This window comes from Amycolatopsis sp. cmx-8-4, from assembly GCF_046548675.1.
Classification (GTDB): domain Bacteria; phylum Actinomycetota; class Actinomycetes; order Mycobacteriales; family Pseudonocardiaceae; genus Amycolatopsis.
Window position 1 is genome coordinate 1 of the sequence record NZ_JAEBDZ010000004.1, and the last position, 15,359, is coordinate 15,359.

15 protein-coding genes and 1 rRNA gene are annotated in these 15,359 nt (G+C 71.1%); 2 read left to right on the forward strand and 14 right to left on the reverse strand.

Features of this window, described 5'->3' with window-relative positions:
• From ACLJQZ_RS08925 to argC, 11 genes are all read right to left on the reverse strand, one after another.
• Positions 1-67 (reverse strand): 16S ribosomal RNA (locus ACLJQZ_RS08925); the annotation flags it as partial.
• 346 nt (positions 68-413) lie between these two features.
• On the reverse strand, positions 414-1,688 hold the full coding sequence (gene tyrS / locus ACLJQZ_RS08930) for a tyrosine--tRNA ligase (protein WP_410619572.1): 1,275 nt from the start codon (positions 1,686-1,688) through the stop codon (positions 414-416).
• Positions 1,689-1,720: 32 nt separating this feature from the next.
• Entirely contained in the window at positions 1,721-2,359 is a 639-nt protein-coding gene (locus ACLJQZ_RS08935) for a DNA-3-methyladenine glycosylase (protein WP_410619573.1), read from the reverse strand.
• A gap of 79 nt (positions 2,360-2,438) precedes the next feature.
• On the reverse strand, positions 2,439-3,854 hold the full coding sequence (gene argH / locus ACLJQZ_RS08940; protein ID WP_410619574.1) for an argininosuccinate lyase: 1,416 nt from the start codon (positions 3,852-3,854) through the stop codon (positions 2,439-2,441).
• A gap of 50 nt (positions 3,855-3,904) precedes the next feature.
• Entirely contained in the window at positions 3,905-4,801 is an 897-nt protein-coding gene (locus tag ACLJQZ_RS08945; protein WP_410619575.1) for an argininosuccinate synthase domain-containing protein, read from the reverse strand.
• Entirely contained in the window at positions 4,798-5,310 is a 513-nt protein-coding gene (locus ACLJQZ_RS08950) for an arginine repressor (protein ID WP_410619576.1), read from the reverse strand. Before ACLJQZ_RS08950 ends, ACLJQZ_RS08945 begins: the two co-directional genes overlap by 4 nt.
• Positions 5,307-6,248 (reverse strand): ornithine carbamoyltransferase, encoded by a 942-nt coding sequence (gene argF / locus ACLJQZ_RS08955; protein WP_410619577.1) that lies wholly within the window; start codon positions 6,246-6,248, stop codon positions 5,307-5,309. The genes ACLJQZ_RS08950 and argF overlap by 4 nt, the downstream gene beginning before the upstream one ends.
• On the reverse strand, positions 6,248-7,459 hold the full coding sequence (locus ACLJQZ_RS08960; RefSeq protein WP_410619578.1) for an acetylornithine transaminase: 1,212 nt from the start codon (positions 7,457-7,459) through the stop codon (positions 6,248-6,250). The genes argF and ACLJQZ_RS08960 overlap by 1 nt, the downstream gene beginning before the upstream one ends.
• On the reverse strand, positions 7,456-8,376 hold the full coding sequence (argB, locus tag ACLJQZ_RS08965) for an acetylglutamate kinase (RefSeq protein ID WP_410619579.1): 921 nt from the start codon (positions 8,374-8,376) through the stop codon (positions 7,456-7,458). Before argB ends, ACLJQZ_RS08960 begins: the two co-directional genes overlap by 4 nt.
• Complete coding sequence (gene argJ, locus ACLJQZ_RS08970; protein ID WP_410619580.1) at positions 8,373-9,533, reverse strand: bifunctional glutamate N-acetyltransferase/amino-acid acetyltransferase ArgJ; 1,161 nt, start codon at positions 9,531-9,533, stop codon at positions 8,373-8,375. The genes argB and argJ overlap by 4 nt, the downstream gene beginning before the upstream one ends.
• On the reverse strand, positions 9,530-10,558 hold the full coding sequence (gene argC / locus ACLJQZ_RS08975) for an N-acetyl-gamma-glutamyl-phosphate reductase (RefSeq protein WP_410619581.1): 1,029 nt from the start codon (positions 10,556-10,558) through the stop codon (positions 9,530-9,532). Before argC ends, argJ begins: the two co-directional genes overlap by 4 nt.
• 106 nt (positions 10,559-10,664) lie before the next feature.
• On the opposite strand from argC, the gene ACLJQZ_RS08980 reads away from it, so the two are divergent.
• Positions 10,665-11,627 (forward strand): helix-turn-helix transcriptional regulator, encoded by a 963-nt coding sequence (locus ACLJQZ_RS08980; RefSeq protein WP_410619582.1) that lies wholly within the window; start codon positions 10,665-10,667, stop codon positions 11,625-11,627.
• A gap of 32 nt (positions 11,628-11,659) precedes the next feature.
• On the opposite strand, the gene ACLJQZ_RS08985 is transcribed toward ACLJQZ_RS08980, so the two are convergent.
• The 3 genes from ACLJQZ_RS08985 to ACLJQZ_RS08995 form a co-directional block, all read right to left on the reverse strand.
• Positions 11,660-12,019 carry a hypothetical protein gene (locus ACLJQZ_RS08985; protein WP_247054020.1) on the reverse strand — a complete coding sequence of 120 codons (360 nt, stop codon included), beginning with the start codon at positions 12,017-12,019 and terminating at the stop codon, positions 11,660-11,662.
• Between the two features lie 82 nt (positions 12,020-12,101).
• Positions 12,102-12,602, reverse strand: a complete 501-nt coding sequence (locus ACLJQZ_RS08990) for a helix-turn-helix domain containing protein (RefSeq protein ID WP_247054022.1) — start codon at positions 12,600-12,602, stop codon at positions 12,102-12,104.
• Positions 12,603-12,805: 203 nt separating this feature from the next.
• Positions 12,806-14,389: an alpha/beta hydrolase gene (locus ACLJQZ_RS08995; RefSeq protein ID WP_410619583.1), complete on the reverse strand. Its 1,584-nt coding sequence runs from the start codon at positions 14,387-14,389 to the stop codon at positions 12,806-12,808.
• A gap of 193 nt (positions 14,390-14,582) precedes the next feature.
• Here ACLJQZ_RS08995 and ACLJQZ_RS09000 point away from each other — a divergent pair, with 193 nt between their 5' ends.
• Positions 14,583-15,272, forward strand: coding sequence for a DNA alkylation repair protein (locus ACLJQZ_RS09000; RefSeq protein ID WP_410619584.1), 690 nt, complete (start codon positions 14,583-14,585; stop codon positions 15,270-15,272).
• Positions 15,273-15,359 lie beyond the last annotated feature (87 nt).

A 15,359-nucleotide genomic window follows, 5' to 3' on the forward strand; every position in this document is an offset into this window, starting at 1 on the left:
GTTCGACTTGCATGTGTTAAGCACGCCGCCAGCGTTCGTCCTGAGCCAGGATCAAACTCTCCAACAATGAATAGTTTGATCGAGACTATGTACTCAATCATTCTCAAAGGAACCTCATACGAGGTTAAATATAAGCTCTACTGGCTTAGTTCACTAGCACACTGTTGAGTTCTCAAGCAACACACTCCGGAATCACCCACATTATCCGCGGGCTCAACCTCGGCGATTGTTTCAAGCTATTTTGGTGGGACACCCACTCAATCGCTTCTGCGAGAGCTTGGTTCGTGTCCCGGTGGCCACCCGGTTTCCCTGGCGACTTGGAGAACTTTACATGGCCTTCCGGGGCCCGGAACAGGGGGGTACCTTAACCGCGTTCCCGCAGGTCAAGGCCCTGTTCCGGGCCGCGGAGCCGATCAGCCGCCGAGCGCGACGCCGGCGACGTTGCGCCGGCCCCGGCGGACGACGAGCCACTTGCCGTGGAGCGCGTCGTCCGAAGCGGGCTTCCACTCCTCGTCACCGATCTTCACGTTGTTCACGTACGCGCCGCCCTCTTTCACCGTGCGGCGCGCGGCGCCCTTGCTGTCGACCAGTCCCCCGGCGAGCAGCAGATCGACGATCGTCGCCTCGCCGGACGGGTCTACCTTGCCGTTCGGGACCTCGGCCATGGCGGCGTCGAGGGTGCGTTCGTCGAGGTCGGCCAGCTCGCCGCGGCCGAACAGCGCCTGGCTGGCGTTGATCACCTGCCGGGTCTGGTTCTCCCCGTGCACGAGGGTGGTGAACTCCTCGGCCAGCCGCTTCTGCGCCGAGCGCAGGTGGGGACGTTGTTCGGTGTCCTCGGCCAGCGCGGCGATCTCCTCCTGGTCGAGGAAGGTGAACATCCGCAGGTAGCGGACCACGTCGGCGTCACCCACGTTGACGAAGTACTGGTACCAGGCGTACGGCGAGGTCATCTCCGGGTCGAGCCACAGCTTGCCGCCACCGGTGGACTTGCCGAACTTGCGGCCCTCGGCGTCGGTGACCAGCGGCGCGGTGAGCGCGTGCACGCTCACCCCCTCGGTGCGGCGGATCAGGTCGACCCCGCCGATGAGGTTGCCCCACTGGTCGGAGCCGCCGACCTGCAGCTTGCAGCCGTACTGGCGGTACAGCTGCTGGTAGTCCTGCGACTGCAGCAGCAGGTAGCTGAACTCGGTGTACGACATGCCGTCGCTCTCGAGCCGGCGCTTGACCGTCTCCCGGTTGAGCATGACGTTGACCGAGAAGTGCTTCCCGGCGTCGCGCAGGAACTCCAGGACGCTCTGCTGGCCGGTCCAGTTGAGGTTGTTCTCGACGACCGCGCCGATCGGGCTGTCGTCGAAGTCGACGAACCGCTCCAGCTGACCGCGGATGCGCCCGGCCCACTCCGCGACGACGTCGAGGGTGTTCAGCGTGCGCTCACCGGTGTCGCGCGGGTCGCCGACCATCCCGGTCGCGCCGCCGGCCAGCACGATCGGCCGGTGCCCGGCGCGCTGGAACCGCTTGAGCATGAGCAGCGGGACGAGGTTGCCGGCGTGCAGGCTGGGCGCGGTCGGGTCGAAACCGCAATAGAGCGTCACAGGACCCTGGTCGAGCTCGCGCCGGAGGGCGTCGATGTCGGTGGACTGCGCGATGAGGCCGCGCCAGGACAGCTCGTCGAGGATGTGTTCGCTCACGCCTGTAGATCCTCCCGCACCAGGTCAACCGACTAACTGGCGGGTCGGACCCGGCGCTTCCCGCCGCGGCGGTAGGTGGACACGGCCGGGGAGGCGCCGTCCCAGAACCGCCACGGCGTGTCGATCGCCGTCGCGACGCCGACGCGCGGCCCGACCCGGATCCGTTCGGCCGGCACCCGCTCGCCGACGTGCAGCCGCACCGGCGACGCCGGGTCGGTGAGGTCGACGCCGTTCTGCTCGCGGTCGATGCACAGCACCGAGGTGAGGATGGCCGGGCCTTTGGCCAGTTCGCCGGTCCCCCGGGCGCTCGGGCGCCGCTTGCGGACGACGTCGAGGCCCGAGACGACCTCGCCGGCCCGCAGCAGCACGGCCCCCGGCATGTCCTCGTGGGTGCCGACGACGTTCGCGCAGAAGTGCATCCCGTAGACGAAGTACACGTAGAGGTGACCGGCCGGCCCCCACATGACCGCGTTGCGCGGGGTCCGGCCGCGGTAGCAGTGCGACGCCGGATCGTCCTCGCCGCGGTAGGCCTCGACCTCGACCAGCCGGACGCCGACGGTGCCGTCGGGCCCGGTCGCCTCCAGCACGGAGCCGAGCAGCAGCTGGGCCAGGTCGACCGGGTCCAGCGCCAGTTCGGCGCGGGTGAACAACCGGCCTGCTTCGCCGCTCAAGCGTCCCCTCCTTCGGGAAGTCGTGCGACGACCAGCCTATCGAGCCGGACCGACATTGGCGCCGGCCCGGCTCGTCGGCTCAGTTCAGCCAGTGGCGGGCGGCGGTGACCCGCTCTTCGAGCCGCGCGCGCTGCTCGGCCACCCGCACCGGCGCCGTGCCGCCCCGCGCGTCGCGGGACTTCACCGAGCCTTCGACGGTCAGGACCTCGCGCACCGCGGGCGTCAGGGCCGGGTTGATCTTCTCGAACTCCTCGTCGGTGAGCTCGTCCAGGCCGACGCCGCGCGACTCGGCGACCCGGACGCTTTCACCCGCCGCTTCGTGCGCGACGCGGAACGGGACGCCCTGGCGCACCAGCCACTCCGCGATGTCGGTGGCCAGCGTGAACCCGGCCGGAGCCAGCTCGGCGAGGCGGTCGGTGTGGAAGGTCAGCGTGGCGAGCATGCCGGCGATGGCCGGGAACAGGAGCTCGAGCTGCTCGACCGAGTCGAACACCGGCTCCTTGTCCTCCTGCAGGTCCCGGTTGTAGGCCAGCGGCTGGGCCTTCAGCGTCGCCAGCAGGCCGGTGAGGTTGCCGATGAGCCGGCCCGCCTTGCCGCGGGTCAGCTCGGCGACGTCCGGGTTCTTCTTCTGCGGCATGATCGAGCTGCCGGTGGCCCAGGCGTCGTCCAGCGTCACGTAGCCGAATTCGGCGGTGTTCCAGATGATCACCTCTTCGGCGATCCGGGACAGGTTGATCGCCAGCATCGAGACGGCGAAGGCGAACTCGGCGACGAAGTCGCGCGAGGCGGTGCCGTCGATGGAGTTCTCCACGCTGGTCGCGAAGCCGAGCTCCACGGCGACCGCCTCCGGGTCGAGCCCCAGCGACGAGCCGGCCAGCGCGCCCGAGCCGTACGGCGACTCCGCCGTGCGGGCGTCCCAGTCCTGCAGCCGCGAGACGTCGCGCAGCAGCGCCTGGCCGTGGGCCAGCAGGTGGTGCGCGAGCAGCACGGGCTGGGCGTGTTGCAGGTGCGTGCGGCCGGGCAGGATCGCGTCCGGGTGCCGCTTGGCCTGTGACACCAGCGCGTCGACGATGTCGAGCGTGCCGGCGACGACGCGGCGGGCGGCGTCCCGCAGCCACATCCGGAAGAGGGTCGCCACCTGGTCGTTGCGTGACCGGCCGGCGCGCAGCTTGCCGCCGAGCTCGGTGCCCGCCCGCTCCAGCAGCCCGCGCTCGAGTGCGGTGTGCACGTCTTCGTCGGCGATCGTCGGGGTGAACGCCCCCGAAGCGACGTCCTGGGCGAGGGTGTCGAGCGCGGTCAGCATGCCGGTCAGCTCGTCGCCGGTGAGCAGGCCCGCCTTGCTCAGCACCCGGGCGTGCGCGCGGGAGCCGGCGATGTCGTAGGGCGCCAGGCGCCAGTCGAAGTGCGTCGACGCGCTCAGCGCCGCCATGGCCTCCGCCGGACCGCTGGCGAACCGGCCGCCCCACAGCTGCACCGGCTGCTCGTTCCCGCTCACTGTTCTCGCTTCTCCTGTGTCTGTTTCGATCGTCTGTTCCGATGGGTGGGTCAAGCTTGTGCCGTGATCCTGCCGGGCCGCGCGACGTACTCCGCCGCGGGCCGGGCGTCACGCGGTTCGAGCGCGGTGACGCGGCCGTCGTGCAGCAACAGCCGTACGTCGCCCGAGACCGCTTCCTGCGCTTCGACCACGAAGCTGTCCAGCGCGTGCTTCAGCGGTGAGAACCACTGGCCGTCGCGGACCAGGGTGGCCCATTCGCGGTCGACCCGCCGCTTGAACCGGGCCAGCTCCGGCTCGAGGGTGCCGCTTTCGAGCGCGCGGTGCGCCGTGACCAGCACGAGTGCGCCCGGGGCCGCGAACGTCCGGCCGTCTTCGGTCCGGTGTTTCCCGGCGCCCTGCGCCGCCGCCCGGCGGTTCAGCCTCCGGAGGGCTTCGGCGACCGAGACCGTCTCGCCGTCGACCGCCACCGGGACCCCGCTGTCGAAGGTCACGGTGACCTCCTCCGGGGCGAGGAACTCCCCCTCGGCGGGGAACCGCCACCGGTCGCCGGGTTCGACCACGTACCCCCAGAGGGTCCGCTCGGCCGGGGGCGCGCCGGGCACCGCGAGCACCCGGAGATCCGGGGCCACCGCGGCCAGCCCGGCCGCGAACCGGTGCGCGCCGCGCCCGGTGTACCCGTGCGCGACGGTCGTGGCGCCGCACCGCCGGGCCGCGTCGGCCAGGCGGCGGACGACGGCGGGCCAGGCCAGCCCGGTGACGAGCGCGTTGGCCTGGATCGCCGGGAGGCAGTGGTCGTCCGCGAAGGTGGCCGCGTCGCGGTTCGAGCCGCCGGCCGTCGGGTGGCCGCCGAGGTCGGCGACGAGCGTCACGACCTCGGCTCCGGTCTCCTCGGCGAGCTTCGCGGCGGCCGAGGCGACCTCCCCACCGGCACCGGCGAGCACGATCATGGCGTTGTTTCGTCTCCGTGTTCCGTGACCGAGCGCTGGGCCAGCGCGGCGAAGCGTTCGGCGAGTTCCTTGCCCGACAAGGGTTCCCGGGCGATGACGGCGACGGTGTCGTCGCCCGCGATCGAGCCGACGACCTCCTCCAGCGCCGCGCGGTCGATGGCGCTGGCCAGGAACTGCGCCGCGCCCGGCGGGGTCCGCAGGAGCATCAGGTTGCCCGACGAGTCGGCCGAGACCATCAGCTCGGCCAGCAGCCGGGACAGGCGTGACGTGCCGCCCTGGACCCCGCGGACCGGGCTGCCGTCCTCAGGGATCACGTAGACCGGCGCGCCGGAGTCCGGGCCACGCAGCTTCACCGCGCCCAGCTCGTCGAGGTCGCGCGACAGCGTCGCCTGGGTGACGTCGATGCCCTCCGCGGCCAGCAGTTTCGCGAGCTCGGTCTGGCTGCGGATGGTCGTGGACGACACCAGTTCGGTGATCCTGGCCTGCCGCCCCACCCGGCTGCTGGTCATCGTCGGCTCTCTTCGGGCCGGCTCTCTTCGAAGAGCCAGACCAGCAGCGCCTTCTGGACGTGCAGCCGGTTCTCGGCCTCGTCCCACACCGCGCTGGCCGGGCCGTCGAGCACCTCGTCGGTGATCTCCCAGCCGCGGTGCGCCGGCAGGCAGTGGAGCACGATCGCGTCGTCCGCCGCCTTCTTCAGCAGCTCGGCGTTGACCTGGAGGGCGCGGAACGGACCAATCCGGTCGAGGCCGTCGTTTTCCTGCCCCATCGACGTCCAGGTGTCGGTGACGAGCACGTCGGCGCCGGCCACCGCTTCGTACGGGTCGGTGAACGCCGTGGCCGTGCCGCCGGTGTCCTCCCCGCGCGTCTTGGCGTCGAGGATGACCTGCTGGTCGGGCTGGAACCCGAGCGGCGAGACCACCCGGACGTGCATCCCGGCGGTGACGCCGCCGAGCAGCAGCGAGTGCGCCATGTTGTTGGCGCCGTCACCGAGGTAGACGAGGGTCAGCCCGGCGAGCTCACCCTTGCGCTCCCGGATCGTCATCAGGTCGGTGAGCACCTGGCACGGGTGGAACTCGTCGGTCAGCGCGTTGACGACCGGGATCGACGCGGCCGAGGCCATCGCTTCGATGCGCTTCTGCGCGAAGGTCCGCCAGACGATCGCGTCGACGTACCGCGACAGCACACGCGAGGTGTCCTCGATGGTCTCCTCCCGGCCCAGCTGCATCGACCGGCCGTCGACGATCACCGGGTGCCCGCCGAGCTGGCTGATGCCCACCTCGAAGGAGAACCGGGTGCGGGTCGAGTTCTTCTCGAAGATCGCCGTGACGGACTTCCCGGCCAGCGTGCGGTTGCCGAGCGGGTCGGCCTTCAGCGCGTCGGCGAGGTCGAGGATGGCTTTCTGCTCGGCGGGACTGACGTCGTCGTCGCGGAGGAAGTGGCGGGGCATCAGTCGGAGTCCTTCGATTCGGTGGCCGCGGCGTCGAGCGCGCCCGGGAGCGCGGCGAGGAAGCCGTCGGCCTGGTCGCTGTCCAGCACGAGTGGCGGCGCGAGCCGCACGGTCTCGGGCGCGATCGGGTTGACCAGGTAGCCGGCGTCCTGGACGGCCTTGGCCACCGCTCCCGAGACGGGCCGGCGCAGCGAGATCCCCAGCAGCAGGCCGGCGCCGCGCACCCCGGCGACGAGCGGGTGGCCGAGCGCCTCGACGCCGGCCGCGATGTCCTTGCCCAGTGCGGAGACGTGGTCGAGGAGGTTGTCCTCGGCGATGGTCCGGAGCACGGCCAGGCCCGCCGCGCAGCAGACGGGGTTGCCGCCGAACGTGGTGCCGTGCTGGCCGGGCTTGAGCAGATCGGCCGCCGCGCCGACGCCGATCACCGCGCCCAGCGGCAGGCCGCCGCCGAGGCCCTTGGCCAGGGTGATCACGTCCGGCACGATGCCGGCCTGCTGGTAGCCGAACCAGGTGCCGAGCCGGCCGAGGCCGGTCTGCACCTCGTCGAGCACCAGCAGCGTGCCGGTGGCCTTGGTGATCTCGCGCGCGGCCTGCAGGTAGCCGTCCGGCGCCGGTATCACGCCGGCTTCGCCGAGCACCGGCTCCAGGAACACGGCCGCGGTGTCGGTGTCGACGGCCGCCTTGAGCGCCGCGACGTCCCCGAACGGCACGTGTTCCACGCCGGGCACCAGCGGCTTGAACGGGTCGCGCTTGCCGGGCTGCCCGGTGAGGGTCAGCGCGCCCATGGTCCGGCCGTGGAACGCGCCCTCGGCCGCGATCACCTTGGTGCGCCCGGTCAGCCGGCTGATCTTCAGCGCCGCTTCGTTCGCCTCGGCCCCGGAGTTGACGAACAGCACCTTGCCGTTGCCGGCGAGACCGGCGACGTCGAGCAGCGCTTCGGCGAGCTCGACGGCGACCGGGTTGACGTACAGGTTCGACGTGTGGCCGAGCCGCGAGATCTGCTCGGTGACCGCGGCGACGATCGCCGGGTGCGCGTGGCCGAGCGCGTTGACGGCGATGCCGCCGACCAGGTCGACGTACTCGGTGCCGTCGGCGTCCCACACCTTCGCGCCCTCGCCGCGGACGAGGGTCAGCGCGGGGGTGCCGTAGTTGTCCATCAACGCGGACTTCCAGTGCTGCTGGCCATCCACATTGGACTTGAGGTCGGTCACGGGAGCTCCGTTTCGGGGAAGACCATGGTGCCGACGCCGCGGGAGGTGAAGACCTCCAGCAGCACCGAATGGGCGAGGCGGCCGTCGATCACGTGCGCCCGGCGCACCCCGCCGCGGATGGCGCGCACGCATGCCTCCATCTTCGGGATCATGCCGCTGGCCAGGCCGGGCAGCATCGGCTCGAGGTGGTCGACGCGGATGCGGTCGATCAGCGACGACCGGTCCGGCCAGTCCGCGTACAGGCCTTCGACGTCGGTGAGCACGACGAGCTTCTCGGCGCCCAGCGCGGCCGCCAGCGCTCCGGCGGCGGTGTCGGCGTTGACGTTGTGCACCACGCCGTCGACGTCCGGGGCGACCGTGGACACCACCGGGATGCGCCCGGCGTTGACGATGTCGAGCACGGCGTCCGGGTTGACCTCGGCGACCTCGCCGACCAGGCCGATGTCGACTTGTTCACCGTCCACAGTGGCCTGTTTGCGCTCGGCGGTGAACAGCCGGGCGTCCTCGCCGGAGATGCCGACCGCGTACGGCCCGTGGGCGTTGATCAGCCCGACGAGCTCGCGGCTGACCTGGCCGGTGAGCACCATCCGGACGATGTCCATCGTCTCCGGCGTCGTGACGCGCAGCCCGCCCTTGAACTCGCCGGGCACGCCGAGCCGGTTGAGCATCGCGGTGATCTGCGGGCCGCCGCCGTGCACGACGACCGGGCGCAGGCCGGCCAGGCGGAGGAACACCATGTCTTCGGCGAAGGCCGCCTTCAGATTGTCGTCGATCATGGCGTTGCCGCCGTACTTCACCACCACAGTGGCGCCGTGGAACCGCTGCAGCCAGGGCAGCGCCTCGATGAGCACCCCCGCCTTCTCGGCCGCCGTCGCCAGTCTCTCGTCCGCGGAAATCAGAGCCTCCGAGCCGGTCATGAGGAGTACGCGCTGTTCTCTTCGACGTAACCGTGCGAAAGATCGGTGGTGTAGACCGTCGATTCGGCCGACCCGACGCCCAGGTCGACGACGATCTCGATGGCCCGGCCGGTGAGGTCGGCTTCGGACCGGTCGGCGGCCGGCATCCCCTTCGCGAACAGGGTGACGCCGTTGACCGCGATCGACACGGTCTCCGGGTCGATGCGGGCCGGGACGCGGCCGAGCGCCATGGCGATCCGGCCCCAGTTCGGGTCGGAGCCGAAGAGCGCCGTCTTGACCAGGTTGTCCTCGGCGATCGTGCGGGCGACGGCGATCGCGTCGGCCTCCGACTCCGCGCCCTTCACGGTGATGTCGACGTCCTTCGTCGCGCCTTCGGAGTCGGCGCGCAGCTGGAGCACCAGGTCGTGGCTGACCGCGGTGAGCAGCTCGGTCAGCTCCGCCTCGGTCGGTTCGACGCCGCTCGCGCCGGAGGCCAGGACCAGCACCGTGTCGTTGGTGGACGTGCCGCCGTCGACGTCGAGGCGGTCGAACGTGACGTGGGTGGCCGCGCGCAGGGCGCGGTCGAGGGTTTCCTTGTCCGCCACGGCGTCGGTGGTGAGGATCGAGAGCATGGTGGCGAGGTTCGGGGCGAGCATGCCCGCGCCCTTGGCGAACCCGCCGACGCTCCACCCGGAGTCGTGTTTCGCGAAGGCCTGCTTCGGTTTCGTGTCGGTGGTCATCACGCCGGTGGCGGCGTTCAGGCTCGCCTGATCGCTCGCGTCGAGGGCCTCGACGGCGGTGTCGACCCCGGCCAGCACGGCGTCCATCGGCAGGCGTTCACCGATCAGGCCGGTGGAGCAGACGGCCACCTCGATCGCGCCGGCGCCGAGCACCTCGGCGACCTTCTCGGCCGTGGCGTGGGTGTCCTGGAAGCCGCCGGGCCCGGTGGCCGCGTTGGCGCCGCCGGAGTTGAGGACGACGGCCTTGAGCCGCTGCTGCTTGAGCACCTCCTGCGACCACAGCACGGGCGCGGCTTTGATCACGTTGCGGGTGAACACGCCCGCGGCGACGTCGAGCGGGCCGTCGTTGACGACCAGCGTGAAGTCGAGCGCGCCGGACGCCTTGATCCCGGCGGCGACGCCTGCTGCGCGGAAGCCCTGGGGGCCGGTGACGGTCACGGTGCCACTCCTACGGTGGAAAGGCCGGTGGTTTCGGGGAGGCCGAGGGCCAGGTTCATCGACTGGACGGCACCGCCCGCGGTGCCCTTGGTCAGGTTGTCGATCGCGGCGACGACGACCAGGCGCCGCGCGTCGGTGTCGACCGTGACCTGCAGCTGGACGTTGTTCGAGCCGAGCGTCGCGGAGGTGGTCGGCCAGGCGCCTTCGGGCAGGAGCTGGACGAACGGTTCCGCGTCGTAGGCCTTTTCGTAGGCCTCGCGGGCGGCGGCCGCGTCGATGCCCGCCTTCAGCGGGGCACTCGCCGTGGTGAGGATGCCGCGGGGCATCGGCGCGAGCACCGGGGTGAAGGACACGGTGACCCGCTCACCCGCGACGGCGGAGAGGTTCTGCGCGAACTCCGGGGTGTGGCGGTGGGCGCCGCCGACGCCGTACGCGCTGGCCGAGCCCATCACCTCGGAGCCGAGCAGGTTCGGCTTCAGGCTCTTGCCCGCGCCGGAGGTGCCGGTGACCGCGACGACCGTCACGTCGGGCTCGATCAGGCCGGCACCCAGGGCGGGCGCGAGGGCGAGCGAGCCGCCGGTCGGGAAGCAACCCGGCACGGCGATGCGCTTCGTGCCGGCGAGCTTCTCTCGCGCGCCCGGCAGTTCGGGGAGGCCGTACGGCCATTGGCCGGCGTGGTCGCCGCCGTACCAGCGCCGCCAGTCGGCCGCGTCGGCCAGCCGGTGGTCGGCGCCGAGGTCGACGACCAGGACGTCCGGGCCGAGCTGCGCCGCGATCGCCGCGGAGTGCCCGTGGGGCAGGGCCAGGAAGACGACGTCGTGGCCGGCCAGGGTCTCCGGCGTGGTCTCCGCCAGGACGCGGTCGGCCAGGGGGACCAGGTGTGGCTGGTGGACGCCGAGATTCGTGCCGGCGCTGCTGGCCGCCGTGAGCGTGCCGATCTCGACCTCGGGATGGGTCAGCAGCAGGCGCAGGAGTTCGCCGCCCGCGTACCCGCTGGCTCCGGCCACCGCGATGTTCACCGTCATACGCATGATTATGCATGCCCTTGCAAGGCTAAACAAACAGGAATACCGGGAAGTGGTGCCCGCCACCGCGCGGACGCCGTCCCGCGGGGCTTGGGATGCTGTGCCGATGACGGACACCCCGGCGCGGCTGCTCGGACTGCTCTCGCTGCTCCAGACGCCACGGGAATGGCCGGGCAGCGAACTGGCCGACCGGCTCGGAGTCAGCCCGCGCACGATCCGTCGTGACGTCGAGCGGTTGCGCGAACTCGGCTATCCGGTCGAGGCCAGCCGCGGGGTCACCGGTGGCTACCGGCTGATCGCCGGCACCGCGATGCCGCCCCTCGTGCTCGACGACGACGAAGCCGTCGCGATCGCCGTGGGCCTGCGGACCGCCGCGGGCCAGGCCGTCGACGGCATCGAGGAAGCCTCCGTGCGGGCGCTGGCCAAACTCGAGCAGATCCTGCCCGCGCAGTTGCGCCGCCGGGTGGGCACGATCGGCACCGCGACCGTCGCGGTGCCGGCCACCGGACCCGTCGTCGACCCCGCGCAGCTGACCGTGTTCGCCGGCGCGATCACCAACCACGAGACGGTCCGGTTCCGCTACCACTCGGGCGACGGGACCGAGTCCCGGCGCCGGACCGAGCCACTCCGGCTGGTCGCCACCGGACGGCGCTGGTACCTGGTCGCCTTCGACCTCGACCGGGACGACTGGCGGGTCTTCCGCGTCGACCGGGTCCACGACGCCGAGGCGACCGGTGGGCGCATCGCCCCGCGCCGGCCACCCGCGACGGATCTGGCGGCCTACGTCCTCGAACGGCTCTACGACCTCGTGCCCACCTACCGGGCAGTGGTCACGCTGGCCGCACCGGCCGACGAGATCACCCCGCGCCTGGGCACGGCGGTCGGCGAGCTGACGCCGCTGCCGGACGGCGGCTGCCGCTGGCACAGCCACGGGGACACCCTGGACTGGCTCGCGTTCCGCCTGCTGGGGCTGGGGTGCGCGTTCACGGTCGAGGAACCGCCGGAACTGGTGGCCCGCTTGGAGGTCCTCGCAGCCCGCGCGCTGGCCGGCGCGGGCGTGGGCGACTGATCCGCGGTGGTCCGGGTTTCCCGGCACGGAACTCACTCCGCACCGCCCGAGGGCGGGTACACGGTTGCGTCCTGCGGGTCGTAGAGAACCATCCCGTGCCGCCCGGCCAGCTCCTGGACGTACGACACGACGGCGTCGGGAGCGGACCAGCTCAACGACATGACCACGCCGTCACCGGCGACGGTCAAGGCGCACGACCACGGGCAGCTGCCGAGGTCCTCGACCGGCACGTCGGTCAGTTCCGGGTAGCGGGCCGTCAGCTCCCGGTGGTACGCGACAGCCCGGGGGTGCAGCGGGATCACCACCGGTTCGGGGGACGTCAGCGCGGCGTACTTGCGGGCCGCTTCTTCGGCGGCCGTGGGCTGGTGCCACACGGCGAGATCGAAACTCATCAGGACAACTCCGGTGAGTGAAAGGGAAACGGGACGGCCGCGGTGGCGGGCCGGTCCGGTGTGGACCGGCCCGCCACCGTGCTCAGCCCGGTTCACCCCCGTCCAGGTCCACGCGCCGGCTCGGCGGCACGGGGAGGTAGCAGCCCGGGTTCTCCGGGTCGCAGCCCACACGCGGCAGCCGGGAGCGGATGCCGCCGGGGGTGCGCTCGAAGTACGCCGCGATCTCCGTGACGCTCTCGCCGGCCAGCCACCGGCTCTCCAGCTCCGCGTCCATCTCGTCGTTCCACGGACGGCCTTGCTGGGCGGCCCGGGCCGCGGATCTTCGCCGCGACGACCGGCCGGCGCCGGTCGTCGCGGACAGCAGGCCGTCGGCGACCAGGTCGGCCACCGTGGCCGCCACGGCGACGTCCAGGTCGAGGCTGCCCTCGGCGACCGGTTCGCCCTCAGGACCGCCGGCTTCCAGGGTGATCATCACCCTGGTGTTCGGTTCGGCGCGGTCTTCGTCCGTCCTGGTGGCGACCGCGATCTGGTAGATGATTTCCTGTGCCCGGATCTCGGTCCGGCGCTCTTCGATGATCGACATGCCGTGAAGCTAGCGCGCACCCCCGACAATTTTCGGCCACGCACTGCTCAGGGCCGACTCCGCTCCGAAATTGTCGGACCCCTCCCCTAGCGTCCTCGTCGACCACACCACGTCACCGGGAGGCCACGATGCGACACCTGCGTACAAGACGGTGCCCCGGTCCGGACGAGCCGGACCGGGGCACTGACCTACGTCGATTCCGCTCAGAAGTGCAGCAGCTGAGCCAACGTTCGCTGCTTCTCCTGGGCCGCCTTCGCGGTGTTGTCCGACTTCTGCGCGGCGGCGCCGTCGGGCACCGGCGGCGGAACCGGGCTGCACTGGACGTCGGAGTGGTTGCCGGGCCGGCGCGCCGGCAGCGTTCCGGTCGCCAGGTAGTCGGCGATCTTGTCGTCCACACAGGACACCCCGGACAGCGAACCGGCGTGCGTGGTGCCGCCCGGCGCGCTGATCAGGCTCGAGTTCGGGAACCGCTTGCGGACCTCGAGGCTGCCGGCGTACGGCGTCGCGGCGTCGAGCTCTTCACTGATGAGGAGCGCCCCGGCGACCTTGCTGCCGTTGATGTCGACGGGCTTGCCCGCCTTCGCCGGCCAGTACACGCAGGGCGCGTTGAACCAGGCGTTGCCCCAGGTCTCGAACGGGGCCTTGGCGTAGGTCAGCCAGTTGTCGACCCGCCACTTGTTCCAGCTGGTCGGCCACTGGGTGTCGGTGCACTGCACACCCAGGTAGACGGCGAAACCGTTGTCGTCGCCGGGCGGGTTCGAGTCGTCGTAGAGCGCCTTCAGCGTCTGCCAGTCACCCTTGTGGACGTAGCCGTCGAACGCCTTGGCCATGTCGACCCAGCCGAAGACGTAGTAGCCGGCCTGCAGGAAGACGTCGGTCCACTCGTCACCGCCGATCACCCCGCCCGCCGGGTTCCTGGCGAGCTTGCGCTGGGTGTCGTACCAGAGCTTCTCCACCGCGGAACCGGTCTTGCCCAGGTGGTAGACGCTGTCGTAGGACGCCAGCCAGTCGAAGTAGATCTTGATGTTCTTGTCGAACGCGACGTCCTGGTCGAGGTTGGCCTGGTACCAGACCTTCCGCGGGTCGACGTTGCCGTCGAGCACCATCCGGCGGACGTTCTTCGGGTACATCGTGCTGTACACCTGGCCGAGGTAGGTGCCGTAGGAGAAGCCGTAGTAGTTGATCTGCTTCTCGCCCAGCGCCTTGCGCAGGCTGTCCATGTCCTGCGCGACGTCGGTCGTCTTCAGGTGGTCGAGGATCGCGCCGTTCTTGCGGCACGCCTGCGCGTAGCCCTTCGAGCGGTCGAGCCAGGTCTTCTCCAGCTTCGGCGAGGTCGGCACGTACCCCGGCCGGTCGTAGCTGAAGTAGTTGCCGTCACAGCTGACCGCGGGCTTGCTGGAGCCGACGCCCCGCGGGTCGAAGCCGATCCAGTCGTAGTTGTCCCCCGCGTGGTTCGGCACGTACTTGCCGAGCACCGAGAGCCCGAGGCCGGACCCACCGGGGCCGCCCGGGTTCACCAGCATGATCCCTTGGGACTGCGCGGTCTTGTGCTTGATCCGCGACACCGCGACGGAGACCTTCGCCCCGCCCGGCTTCGCGTAGTCCATCGGCACTTCGAGGAAGCCGCACTCGGCGCCCGCCGCCTTGAGGCTCGCCGAGTCGCAGGGCCCCCAGGCGATCGGCGCGGGGCTGAACTGCACCGCGGGGTCCGCCGACGCGGCGGGTGCGGCGGCCAGCAGCCCGGCCGCGAGCCCCACAGCGGCGACAGCGGCAACGATTCTCTTCACAGTCGTCCTTTTCATCCGCATTCGACAGAGTTCGCCGGATTTCGCCGAAACTACCGGCAACCCTGCACAATCTCGCCGACCGCCACGACTTCCGCCATCCGCCTTTCGTCGGGACCTCCCCCGATCGGCGAGCACCCGGAACCGTCGGTGGCCACCGGTACGCTCCGGGCGACCGGGGACGACGGGAGGACGGATGACCGCGGACGAACGGCTGGTCAAGGCCATTCGCACCGGGCTGGCCGAGCTGGGCGATCCGGTGAAGGCACCCGGGATGCGGGCGTACATGAAGTCGGCCATGCCGTATCGCGGAGTGGCCAAACCGGAGCGGAGCGTGCTTCTCAAGCGGGTGCTCGCCGACCACATACTGCCCGATCGAGTGACGTATTCGGCGACGATCCTGGCGTTGTGGCGGGACGCGGAATTCCGGGAGGAGCGGTACGCGGCGGTCGATCTTTCCGGATATCGCGCCTACCGGTCGTGGCAGGATCCCGGCCTGATCCCGATGTACGAGGAAATGATCGTCACGGGGGCGTGGTGGGACCACGTCGACGAGCTGGCGATCCGGCGGGTGGGCCCGATCCTGTGTTCCGCCCGCGGCGAGGTCACGCCGATCATGCTGCGCTGGGCGGCCGACGAGGACCTCTGGCGGCGGCGCACGGCGATCATCTGCCAGGTCGGCGCGAAGGAGGACACCGACACCGACCTGCTGACCCGGGCGATCGAACCCGCGATCGCCGAGCCGGAGTTCTTCCTGCGCAAGGGAATCGGCTGGGCGTTGCGGGACTACGCGAAGACGTCACCGGACTGGGTGCGGTCCTTCGTGGACGATCACCCCGGCCTGTCGGGGCTGTCGCGCCGGGAGGCGCTCAAGCACATCGGGTGACGTTCGGCTTCGAAGAGGTGCCCGGCGCCGCGACACCTGCGGCCGGCCGACGTGCCTGGACGGTCGGCTCACGTACCTGGAGGGTCG

Coding starts and splice junctions, on each gene's coding strand:
- ACLJQZ_RS08985 (WP_247054020.1), bottom strand. CDS start 12,019: ATGAGTTTCGATCTCGCCGTGTGGCACCAGCCCACGGCCGCCGAAGAA.
- ACLJQZ_RS08980 (WP_410619582.1), top strand. CDS start 10,665: ATGACGGACACCCCGGCGCGGCTGCTCGGACTGCTCTCGCTGCTCCAG.
- argF (WP_410619577.1), bottom strand. CDS start 6,248: ATGCCCCGCCACTTCCTCCGCGACGACGACGTCAGTCCCGCCGAGCAG.
- argB (WP_410619579.1), bottom strand. CDS start 8,376: ATGACCGGCTCGGAGGCTCTGATTTCCGCGGACGAGAGACTGGCGACG.
- ACLJQZ_RS08950 (WP_410619576.1), bottom strand. CDS start 5,310: ATGACCAGCAGCCGGGTGGGGCGGCAGGCCAGGATCACCGAACTGGTG.
- argC (WP_410619581.1), bottom strand. CDS start 10,558: ATGACGGTGAACATCGCGGTGGCCGGAGCCAGCGGGTACGCGGGCGGC.
- ACLJQZ_RS09000 (WP_410619584.1), top strand. CDS start 14,583: ATGACCGCGGACGAACGGCTGGTCAAGGCCATTCGCACCGGGCTGGCC.
- ACLJQZ_RS08945 (WP_410619575.1), bottom strand. CDS start 4,801: ATGATCGTGCTCGCCGGTGCCGGTGGGGAGGTCGCCTCGGCCGCCGCG.
- ACLJQZ_RS08990 (WP_247054022.1), bottom strand. CDS start 12,602: ATGTCGATCATCGAAGAGCGCCGGACCGAGATCCGGGCACAGGAAATC.